Source organism: Paenibacillus sp. sgz302190, assembly GCF_059820445.1.
In genome coordinates, this window is record NZ_JBZYAO010000005.1 from 98,121 (window position 1) to 110,856 (window position 12,736).

The following is a 12,736-nucleotide window of genomic DNA, read 5'->3' on the forward strand; positions in this document are numbered from 1 at the left end:
TGAGATTCAAGGCTTGACGAGCCAAAAGCAGGATTTGATCAGTCATTTGATGATCTTTGAAAATTATCCGGTGGAGCAGCAGGTGGAACAGCTTGGAGGCGGAAGCAAGGACGGCGGCTTTGCCATTAGGAACGCAGCTTTGTCCGAGCAAACGACTTACGATTTCAACCTGATCGTCATGCCGGGACGGGAGATTCGCGTCGATTTCGAATATAACGCGAGCGTGTACGATGCGCACGTCATCGAGCGGATACGATCGCACTATGTTCATCTTCTGGAGCAGCTTGCAGCGAACCCGTACGCAAAAGTGAACGAACTGGAGCTGATCGCTCCGGCGGAAAAAACGCTGATCATGCAGCAGTTCAACGACACGGCGGCGGCGTATCCGAACGATACGACGATCCACGCGATGTTCGAGGAGCACGCTGTGCGTACGCCGGAGAAGATCGCGGTGCGTTTCGAAGACGCCGTGATGACTTACGGCGAGCTGGACGAGCGGGCGAACCGGCTGGCCCGCAAGCTGCGCGCCGCAGGCGTGGGGCCGGATGGCAAGGTCGGCATCCTGGCCGAGCGCTCGATGGAGATGATCGTCGGCATCTACGCGATTCTGAAAGCCGGAGGCGCCTACGTGCCGATCGACCCCGAGTATCCCGAGGAGCGGATTCGCTACATCCTCGAAGATTCCGGCGCACAGGTGCTGCTGAGCCAGCGGCATGTGCTCGATCGTCTGCCGGCCATCGCTGCGGAAGCGGCCGGGGTGATCGATCTGAACGACAGCGGCGCGTACGCGCATGACGGCTCGCCTTTGGAGCCGCTCGCCGGGCCTCGCGACGTTGCTTATGTAATCTACACGTCGGGTTCGACGGGCAAGCCGAAGGGCGTTATGATCGAGCACCACTCGGTCATCAACCGGATTTTGTGGATGCACGAGCGGTATCCGATCGGCGAGAGCGACGTCATTTTGCAAAAAACGGCGTTCACGTTCGATGTGTCGGTGTGGGAGCTGTTCTGGTGGGCGATGGTCGGCTCCAGCATGTGCTTGCTGTCCGTCGGGGGCGAGAAGAGCCCCGAGCGGATTTTGGAAACGATCGAGCGCAGCGGCGTGACGACGATGCACTTCGTGCCTGCGATGCTGCACGCGTTCCTCGATTACGCGGAGCAGCAGCCGGGAGCGAAGCTGGCCGGGCAGCTGGGAACGCTGCGCCAAGTGTTCGCCAGCGGCGAAGCATTGCCGCCGCAGCATGTGGCCCGGTTCCAGCAGGCGGTAGCGTGGGTGAACCGCGCGCGGCTGATCAACCTGTACGGCCCGACGGAAGCGACGGTGGACGTGTCGTACTTCGACTGCGAGCCGGATGTGCATTATCCGGTCATCCCGATCGGCAAGCCGATCCACAATACGCGGCTGTACATCGTGAAAGAAGGCACGGTGCAATTGCAGCCTGTGGGCGTGGCCGGGGAGCTGTGCATCGGCGGCGTCGGTGTGGCGCGGGGCTACCTGAACCGTGCGGAACTGACGGCGGAGAAATTCGTGGCCGATCCGTTCGCGGACGGGGGCCGGATGTACCGGACCGGGGACTTGGCGCGCTGGCTGCCGGACGGCAATATCGAATACCTGGGCCGGATCGACCACCAGGTAAAAATCCGCGGCTACCGGATCGAGTTGGGCGAAGTGGAGTCGCAGCTGCTGAACGTGGAGCACGTGGATGAAGCGGTCGTCGTCGCCCGTACGGACGGTCAAGGGCAAAAACAGCTTTGCGCTTACTTTGTCGCGGACCAAGAGCTGTCCGCCGACCGGCTTCGCGCAGCATTGTCGCAGGAGCTGCCGGGCTACATGGTGCCGTCGTTCTTCGTGCAGCTTGCCAAGATGCCGCTCAGCCCGAACGGCAAAATCGACCGCAAACAGCTGCCGGAGCCGCATGCCGGCATCCGCAGCGGAGCGGAATACGCCGCACCGCGCACGCACGTGGAGCGGACGCTTTGCGCGATTTGGCAAACCGTTTTGGGCGTCGGTGCGGTAGGCATTTTAGACAATTTCTTCGATCTGGGCGGAGATTCGATTAAATCCATTCAAGTATCGTCCCGATTGCTGCAGGCGGGCTACAAGCTGGACATGAAGGACTTGTTCAAGTACCCGACCATAGCGGCTCTGGGCCCTTATATCAAGACGCTGACGCGCATTGCCGACCAAGGGGAAGTTACGGGCGCGGCCGAGCTGACGCCGGTGCAGCGCTGGTTCTTTGAGCATAATCAGACGGATGCGCACCATTTTAACCAATCGGTCATGCTGTACCGGCCGGAGCGGTTCCATGAAGGCGCGCTGCGCGCCGCCATGAAGAAAATTGCCGAGCATCACGACGCGCTGCGGATGGTGTTCCCGATGGACGGCGGCGTTCATGAGGCGCGATACCGGAGCGCAAACGAGGGAGAGCTGTTCGAACTCGTTGTCGCCGATCTGCAGCACGAACCCGACTGCGCAGCAATCGTCGAGTCCAAGTCGACCGACATTCAAGGTTCGATGAAGCTTGGCGAAGGACCGCTTTTGAAACTCGGATTGTTCCGCTGCACGGATGGCGACCACTTGCTGATCGCTGTGCACCATTTGGCCATAGACGCCGTATCCTGGCGCATTTTGTTCGAAGATCTCGCTGCGGCTTACGGGCAGTTCCTGCAAGGCGAAACGATTCGTCTGCCTCTTAAAACGGATTCGTTCCAAGCTTGGGTGCAGCGGCTTTCCTGCTATGCGGCAAGCGAGGCGCTGGAGCGTGAGCGGGCGTACTGGGAGCGGGTCGAACAGACGGTTTATAGTCCGCTGCCCAAAGATTTCGCGCACGAGCGGCCGCTTCAGCTCGACAGCGAACTGATTACGGTCGCATGGACGAAGCGGGAAACCGAGCTGCTGCTCAAAAAAGCCCACCGCGCTTACGGCACGGAAGTGAACGAGCTGCTGCTGACCGCAGTCGGCGGCGCCCTTTACGACTGGGCGGGCGTAGAGCAGGCCGTCATCAATCTGGAAGGACACGGCCGGGAAGCGATCGTTCCGGATATCGACGTTACCCGTACGGTCGGGTGGTTTACGAGCATATATCCGGTTGTGTTGACGTCTTTGACGGACGGCAGCTTGTCCGGCCGGATCAAGCAGATGAAAGAACAGCTGCGCGGCATTCCGCAAAAAGGGATCGGCTATGGCATTCTTCGGTATATGCCGGAAGCTGCCGCAAGCGGCGAAAGAAGCGGCTTCGCGCTGAACCCGGAGATCAGCTTCAACTATTTGGGGCAGCTGGATCAGGACATGCAGGAGCAGGACATCCGCCTGTCGCCGTATGCCGGCGGAGAATCGTCGAGCGCGAACGCGGAGCTGCGCTATACGCTCGATTTGAACGGCATGATTGCGGATGGCGAGCTGCAGCTTACGATTCGTTACAGCGGCAAGCAATACCGCAAAGAGACGATGGAACGGCTGGCAGCGGCGCTGCAAAGCAATCTGCACGATGTGATTGAACACTGCGCCGCCCAAACAGAGCCGGAGCTGACGCCAAGCGATGTGTCGTACAAAGGGCTTTCCATCGAAGAGCTGGATAAGCTCGTGGCGCAAACCGCGTCCATCGGCCGGCTCGAGAACGTATACGCGCTCACGCCGATGCAAAAAGGCATTTTGTTCCACAGCATGATGGACCCGAACTCGGGCGCTTACTTCGAGCAGTCGTCGTTCGACCTGGAAGGCCGCTTCGATGTCGAAGCTTTTGCGAGAAGCTTTGATCTGCTCGTAACGCGCCATGAGGCGCTGCGGACAAGTTTCGTGACGGGCTGGAAGGCAGAGCCGGTGCAAATCGTGCTCCGCAACAAACCGGGCAAGCTTTTCTATGCGGATATTACGGACATGAGTCCGGCGGAGCGCGAGGCGCATATTGATCAATTCACGGCTGCGGACAAAGCGCAAGGGTTTGATCTCTATAACGATTCTTTGCTCCGTGTGTCCATACTGCGCACGGAAGAACAGAAATACCGCTTCATTTGGAGCTTCCATCATATCGTGATGGACGGCTGGTGCCTCTCTTTGGTCGCCGAAGAAGTGTTCGAAGCGTATTTCGCGATTGTCGGCGGTCAGGAACCGAAGCTGTCCGAAGTACAGCCGTACAGTCAATATATCGAATGGCTGGAGCGGCAGGATCAAGGGGCGGCGGCAGCTTATTGGGAGCGGTATTTGGCCGGCTACGAGCAGCAGACTGTCGTGCCGAGCGGCAAGCCGCAGCTGAAAAGCGCAGGCTACGTATCGGAGCGAATGGATGTCGAGCTGGGCGCAGAGCTGACGGAAAGCATCCATCGGGCTGCGAAAACGCATCAAGTAACCGTCAATACGCTCGTTCAAGCGGTCTGGGGCATTTTGCTTCAGCGCTATAACGGCAGCGATGACGCTGTATTCGGCAGCGTCGTGTCGGGCCGTCCCGAAGAACTGCCGGGAGTCGAGCGCATGATCGGATTGTTTATCAATACGATTCCGGTCCGCGTCCGCTGCGGGGCGGAAGAAACTTTTGCCGAAGTCATGCGGAAGACGCAGGAGCAATCCATCGCCTCCCATGAATTCGATACGTACCCGCTCTATGAGATTCAGGGGCGCACGGAGCAAAAGCAGGAGCTTATCCAGCATATTCTGATCTTTGAAAACTACCCGGTGGAAGAGCAAATCGAACAGCTTGACGGCGGCGGCCGCAGCGAAATCGCCATGAAAGGCGTGCAGACGGTCGAGCAAACGAACTATCCGTTCAACCTTGTCGTGCTGCCCGGAGATTCGATGAAAATATACGTCGGATATAACACGTTGGTGTTCGATAAGGAAGCCGTTGCGCGGATTCAGGGCCATTTGATCAACCTGCTCAAACAGGTGGCGGCGAATCCCGATATCTGCGTCCAAGAGCTGGAAGTCGTCACCGCCGAAGAGAAGGCGCAAATTTTCGGCGATTTCAACGCTACAGCCGTCCCTTCGCCGCTCGACAAGACGATCCATCAACTGCTGGAAGAGCAGGCGGAACGGACGCCGGATCAAACCGCGGTGTTCTTCGAGGGCAGCAAGCTGACCTACATGCAATTAAACGAGCGGGCCAACCGGCTGGCGCGGACGCTGCGCAGCATGGGGGTCGGACCGAATGTGCTGGTCGGGCTGATGGCCGAGCGTTCGCTGGAGATGATCGTCGGCGTGTTCGCTATCCTGAAGGCAGGCGGCGCGTACGTTCCGATCGATCCGGAGTATCCGAAAGACCGCATCCGCTACATGCTGGAAGATTCAGGGGCCCAATTGCTGCTGACACAGGGCCGTCTGAGCGGGCAGGCTGCCGTTAGCCAAGCCGCCGTTGTCGAGCTGGACGACCGTCTGGCGTACAGCGACGACGCAACGAATCTGGCTCCGGTCGTCACTGCGGACGATCTCGCTTATGTCATTTACACGTCAGGCACGACGGGCAAGCCGAAGGGGGTTCTGGTCGAGCATCGCGGACTGGCTAACCTGAAAGCTTACTATGACCGAACGCTGCGTATCGGCACGAACGACCGCGCCCTGCTGTTTGCGAGTCTTTCCTTTGACGCCGCATGCTGGGATATGTTCCAGGCGCTCTTATGCGGAGCGGTCTTGTATGTGCCGACGTCCGAGACGATTTTGAACTATCAACTGTTCGAGCGTTATATGGTCGAAAATGCCATCACGATAGCCGCATTGCCGCCGACTTACGCGGTTTATCTGGAGCCGGACAGCATGCCGGATCTCCGCATCCTGTTCACGGCGGGTTCGGCGACGTCAGGTGAGCTGATCCAGAAATGGAAAGACAAGCTGGATTATTATAACGGCTACGGACCTACCGAAAACTCGGTGGCGACCTCCATCTGGCCGGTTTCGTCCGACCCCGATGCGGGAAGCCTGATTTCGATCGGCCGTCCGATGCCGAACCATCATGTCTACATCGTCGATCCGTACGGGCAGCTGCTGCCGGTCGGCGTGCCGGGCGAGCTGTGCGCAGCCGGACCGGGCCTTGCCCGCGGCTATCTGGGCCGTCCTGAGCTGACGGACGAAAAATTCGTGATCAGCCGGTTCAGCGGCGAGCGGATGTACCGCACAGGCGATCTTGCCCGCTGGATGCCGGACGGCCGCATCGAATACATGGGCCGGATCGACCATCAAGTGAAGATCCGCGGCTACCGCATCGAACTCGGCGAAATCGAAGCGCAAATTTTGCGGATTGACGATGTGCAGGAAGTCATCGTCATTGCGCGGGAAGACGCTGCCGGAGTCAATCAGCTGTGCGCCTATTACGTAGCGAGCCGCAAGCTCGCCGTCAGCGAGCTGCGCAGCGTGCTCGGCGCGGCGCTTCCGGGCTACATGGTGCCGTCCTATTTCACGCAGCTGGAGCAGATGCCGCTGACGCCGAACGATAAAATCGACCGCAAAGCGCTGCCTGCGCCGGACGGCGGCAATCAGGCGGAGTCGGCTTATGCGGCGCCGCGTACAGCGGCCGAGCAGGTGCTCGCAGCCATTTGGCAGAGCGTTCTGGGCGCGAGAAGCGTCGGCATTCACGATAACTTCTTCGAGCTCGGCGGCGATTCCATCAAGTCCATTCAAGTCGCCTCCAGGCTGCTGCAGGAAGGCTACAAGCTGGACATGAAAGATCTGTTCGCCTACCCGACGATTGCGGAAGTCGGCCCTTATCTGCAAGCGGCCGGCTATGCGGCGGATCAGGGCGAAGTGACCGGAGCGGTGGGGTTGACGCCGATCCAGATGTGGTTCATGGAGCAGCAATTTGCGGCTCCGCACCACTTTAATCAGGCCGTGATGCTCCATAGGCCGCAAGGATTCGACGAACCGGCGCTGCGCCGCGCGGTTTCCAAAATCGCAGAGCATCATGACGCGCTGCGGATGATCTACCGCTTGGACGATCAGGGAAGCGAAGCATGGAGCCGGGCTGCCCACGATGGCGACTTGTACCATCTGGAAACGCACGATCTCAGAGATCAGCCGCAGGCGGCGGAAGCTGTCGAAGCGATTGCGAACAGACTGCAAAGCTCGATTGATCTTGGAGCAGGACCGCTGATGAAGCTGGGCTTGTTCCGGTGCGCGGACGGCGATCATCTTTTGATCGCGATTCATCACCTGGCCGTAGACGGCGTGTCCTGGCGCATCCTGTTCGAAGATCTTGAGGCCGCATACGAGCAGGCGGCGAGAGGCGAGTCCATTCGTCTGCCGCGCAAAACGGATTCGTTCCGCACCTGGGCGCAAACGCTCAAGCAGGAAGCCGGCAGTACCGCGGCGGAGAGCGAGCTGGCGTTCTGGCAGCAGGTCGATCGGGCGGAAGTCAAGCCGCTGCCCAAAGATTTGGCGCAAACAAGCAGGGTGGCGATCGACGATAGCGATACGGTCAGCGTGGAATGGACGGATGCGGAAACCGAACTTCTTTTGAAACAGGCTCATCGGGCCTATAACACGGAAATGAACGATCTGCTTCTGACCGCGCTCGGCATGGCTTTGCATGCATGGACAGGCTGCGGGCAGGCGCTGGTCAGTCTGGAAGGTCACGGCCGCGAAGCCGTCCGTCCGGATATCGATATCAGCCGTACGGTGGGCTGGTTTACGACGCAGTACCCGGTGCTTCTCCGTACGGAGCCCGGCGGCGATTTGGCGCAGCGGATCAAGCGGGTCAAAGAAGACTTCCGCAGCATTCCGCGCAAAGGGATCGGATACGGGATGCTGAGGTATTTGTCCGGATTGTCCGAAAGCGAACAGCTCCGCGCCGAGCCGGAAATCAGCTTCAACTATTTGGGCCAATTCGACCAAGAGCTGCAGGATGGCGGGATTACGCCTTCTGCGCTTGCGACAGGACTTTCCGTCAGCGGCAGCAACGTGATGAACCACGCGCTGAGCATCAACGGCATCGTCGCGGACGGCAGGCTGACGCTTACGCTTCTGTACAGCGGCAAAACATTTTTGCGGGCGACGATAGAACGACTGGCCGGGCTGCTGCGCGCAAGCTTGCAGGAAATTATTGAACACTGCGCCGCCAAGCAGTCGCCGGAATTGACGCCAAGCGACATTATGCTGAAAGGGCTGAGCATTGGCGAACTGGACCGGCTGCGCGAGCGGACTTCGCACATCGGCGAGCTGGAAAATGTGTACCCGCTCACCCCGATGCAGAAAGGGATGTACTTCCACAGCGTGATGGACCCGCAGTCCGGCGCCTATTTCGAGCAAGCGACGTTCGATCTGGCGGGAAGCTTTGACATCGCAGCCTTCGGCCAAAGCCTGGAGCTGCTGACGCAGCGGCACGCCGTTCTGCGCACGGGCATTAGCCAGGCGTGGGATGAAGAGCCGATGCAAATGGTGTACCGGAATAAACGCGGCGAGTACCGCTATGAAGATTTGCGCGGTCTGAGCGAGTCGGAGCAGAACGCTTATATCGCGGAATTTACGGCGAAGGATAAGCTTCGCGGGTTTGACCTCGCGGCGGATTCGCTCATGCGCGTAGCGGTTGTGCAGACGGGCGAGAAAGGATACTCGTTCATCTGGAGTTTCCATCACATCATTATGGACGGCTGGTGCTTGTCCCTGATCAACAACGAGGTGTTCGGCACGTACCTTGCAATCCTTGAAAACCGTCAGCCGGAGCTTGCCGCGGTTACGCCGTACAGCCGTTATATCGAATGGCTGGACAAACAGGACAGCGTTCTTGCGGCGGATTACTGGAAGCAGTATTTATCCGGGTTCGAGCAGCAAACGGAAATTCCTTACCGTCTTGGCGCCGGGAAACCGGCGGGCTATGCGGGCGAGAAGCTTACCAGCGTGCTCGGCAAACAATTGAGCGGCAAGCTGAATCGTATCGCGAAGCAGCATCATGTTACGTTCAGCACGCTGATGCAAACGATTTGGGGCATCGCACTGCAAAGGTACAACAACTGCACGGATGTCGTTTACGGAAGCGTCGTCTCGGGAAGACCTGCGGAAATACCGGGCATCGAAAGCATGATCGGGCTGTTCATCAATACGATTCCGGTGCGTATCGCATGTACCGGAGAAGAGCGGTTCGCGCAGCTGCTGGAACGGAATCAGGAGCAGGCGATCGCTTCCCAAGCTTTCGATACGCATCCGCTTTATGAGATTCAGGCGCAAACCGTGCAAAAGCAAGATTTGATCAGCCACATTCTGATCTTTGAAAATTATCCGCTTGAGCGGCAAATCGAGCAGCTTGGCGAGAAAGACGGCAATTCGTTCGAAATCTTGAACGCGGAAATGTCCGAGCAGACGAACTACGACTTTACGCTGACGGTTATGCCGGGCGACGAAACGATCATCGACTTCGGTTTCAATGCGCTTGTCTACGATCGCGACGGGGTGGAGCAGATCCAGCATCACTTGCTCCAGCTCATGGAACAAATTGCAGATAATCCGTACGCAAAAGTGAACGAACTGGAGCTGATCACTCCGGCGGAAAAAACGCTGATCATGCAGCAGTTCAACGACACGGCGGCGGCGTATCCGAGCTTTGCGACGATCCACGCGCTGTTCGAGGAGCACGCTGCGCGTACGCCGGATAAAACGGCGGTGCGTTTCGAAGACGCCGTGATGACTTACGGCGAGCTGGACGAGCGGGCGAACCGGCTGGCCCGCAAGCTGCGCGCCGCAGGCGTGGGGCCGGACGGCAAGGTCGGCATCCTGGCCGAGCGCTCGATGGAGATGATCGTCGGCATCTACGCGATTCTGAAAGCCGGAGGCGCCTACGTGCCGATCGACCCCGAGTATCCCGAGGAGCGGATTCGCTACATCCTCGAAGATTCCGGCGCACAGGTGCTGCTCAGCCAGCGGCATGTGCTCGATCGTCTGCCGGCCATCGCTGCGGAAGCGGCCGGGCTGATCGATCTGAACGACAGCGGCGCGTACGCGCATGACGGATCGCCTCTGGAGCCGCTCGCCGGACCACGCGATGTCGCTTATGTGATCTACACGTCGGGTTCGACGGGCAAGCCGAAGGGCGTTATGATCGAGCACCATTCGGTCATCAACCGGATTTTGTGGATGCACGAGCGGTATCCGATCGGCGAGAGCGACGTCATTTTGCAAAAAACGGCGTTCACGTTCGACGTGTCGGTGTGGGAGCTGTTCTGGTGGGCGATGGTCGGCTCCAGCATGTGCTTGCTGTCCGTCGGGGGCGAGAAGAGCCCCGAGCGGATTTTGGAAACGATCGAGCGCAGCGGCGTGACGACGATGCACTTCGTGCCTGCGATGCTGCACGCGTTCCTCGATTACGCGGAGCAGCAGCCGGGAGCGAAGCTGGCCGGGCAACTGGGGACGCTGCGCCAGGTGTTCGCCAGCGGCGAAGCTTTGCCGCCGCAGCACGTGGCCCGGTTCCAGCAGGCGGTAGCGTGGGTGAACCGCGCGCGGCTGATCAACCTGTACGGTCCGACGGAAGCGACGGTGGACGTGTCGTACTTCGACTGCGAGCCGGATGTACATTATCCGGTCATTCCGATCGGGAAGCCGATCCACAATACGCGGCTGTACATCATGAAGGAAGGCACGCTGCAATTGCAGCCTGTCGGCGTGGCCGGGGAGCTGTGCATCGGCGGCGTCGGCGTGGCGCGGGGGTACCTGAACCGTGTGGAGCTGACGGCGGAGAAGTTCGTGGCCGATCCGTTCGCGGACGGGGGGCGGATGTACCGGACCGGGGACTTGGCGCGCTGGCTGCCGGACGGCAACATTGAATACCTGGGACGGATCGACCACCAGGTAAAAATCCGCGGCTACCGGATCGAGCTGGGCGAAGTGGAATCGCAGCTGCTGAACGTGGAGCGCGTGAATGAAGCGGTCGTCGTCGCCCGCGCGGACGAGAGCGGCCAAAAGCTGCTGTGCGCGTACTACGTGGCGGAGACGGAGCTGCCTGCCAGCGAGCTGCGCAGCAGGCTGGCGGAGACGCTGCCGGCCTACATGGTGCCGACTTATTTGATCCAGTTGGAGCGGATGCCGCTCAGCCCGAACGGCAAAATCGACCGCAAGGCGCTGCCTGCTCCGGAAGCGAGCGTACGGTCGGAGTCGGATTACGCGGCACCGCGCACGCAGACGGAAATAAAGCTCGCGCACATTTGGCGGGAAGTTTTGGGCCTTGAACGCGTCGGCGTGAAAGACAACTTCTTTGAGATCGGCGGCCATTCCTTGCGGGCGACGACGATGATGGCCCGCGCGCAAAAAGAACTCGGGGCGCATGTGCCTTTGCGTGGCGTATTCGAACGCCCGACGATTGAGCAACTGGCCGTTCTGTTTGAAGAAGCGGCACCGGCTGTTCAAGCGGCTATCGTCCCTGCGGACATCAGCGAGTATTATCCGCTGACGTCGGCCCAGAAGCGCCTGTACATTTTAAGCCAACTGGATGGCGCCGACATCAGCTACAATATGCCGAATGTCCTTACGGTTGAAGGCCCGCTTGACAAGCAGCGGGTGGAAGAGGCGTTCCGCCGGTTAATCCGCCGTCATGAGTCGCTGCGCACCGGATTTGAAATGGTGAACGGGGAACCGATGCAGCGCATTCACGATGAGGTGAATTTTGCGGTGGAGGTTGTCCGGGCTAGCGAGGCGGAAGCCGAATCCATCATGCATCACTTCGTCCGCGCCTTCGATCTGAGCAAGCCGCCGCTTATGCGCGTAGAGCTGATTGAACTGGAAGCGAACCGTCACATCCTGCAGTTCGATATGCATCACATCGTTTCGGACGGAGCGTCGATGGGCATTTTGACGCAAGAATTCGTGAAATTGTACGGCGGCGAGGAACTGCCCGAGCTGCGCATCCAATATAAGGACTATGCGGTCTGGCAGCACAAAACGGAAGGACAGCAGCACGAACAGCTCGCTTCCTACTGGCTAGAAGCGCTGTCCGGCGAGCTGCCCGAGCTGGATCTTCCGACCGATTATCCGCGTCCGGCGGTACGCAGCTTCGAAGGCGACCGCGTCGACTTTGAACTGGATGCGGAGCTGTCCAAAGCGTTGAATCAGTTGGCCGAAGCGAGCGGCGCCACCTTGTTCATGGTTCTGCTTGCGGCTTACAACGTTCTGCTGGCTTACTACAGCGGTCAGGAGGACGTGATCGTCGGCACGCCGGTCGCAGGAAGACCGCTGCCCGAGCTGGAGCCGGTGATCGGGATGTTCGTTAATACACTGGCGATCAGGAACTATCCGGCGGAACACAAAACGTTTGCAGACTTCTTGCAGGAAGTCAAGGACCAGGCGCTAAACGCGTACGAGCACCAGCAGTATCCGTTTGAAGAGCTCGTAGAGCAGCTGGGCGCGAGCAGGAATGCCGGCCGCAATCCGCTGTTCGACACGATGCTGGTCATGCAGAACAACGAGCAGCAGGAATTGGACGTCGCATCGCTCCGCTTTGCTTCGCAGCAAATGGATTACAACATTGCGAAGTTCGACTTGACGCTATACGTGATGGAGGAAGCGGACAACATCGTCTGCAGCCTGGAATTTTGCACGAAGCTGTTTAAGGCGTCGACGATCGGGAAATTTGCCGGCGACTTTACCGCGATGCTGAACATCGTCACGCAAACGCCGCATATCCGTTTAGGCGACATTGAGCTGACAGACGGCCCGAGCATGGAGCCGGTTGAGTACTCTTTTTAACAGCTGCCGGTTATGAGCAGCCCATTGCAGAGTGCGTGCGTGGAGGCATGCACTCTGCAACATCCTTTTTGAAATGAACCGGGGGGATTC

General features: G+C 59.3%; 1 protein-coding gene (running past one end of the window). It reads left to right on the forward strand.

Annotated features, from left to right (window positions below; translation table 11 throughout):
- Nucleotides 1–12,646: the end of a non-ribosomal peptide synthase/polyketide synthase gene (locus tag AC6RNO_RS08500; protein WP_497105187.1), read on the forward strand. It extends 14,720 nt beyond the left edge of the window; only the last 12,646 of its 27,366 coding nucleotides appear in the window; its start codon lies off the left edge, out of view; its stop codon occupies nucleotides 12,644–12,646.
- The last annotated feature ends 90 nt before the right edge of the window (nucleotides 12,647–12,736 follow it).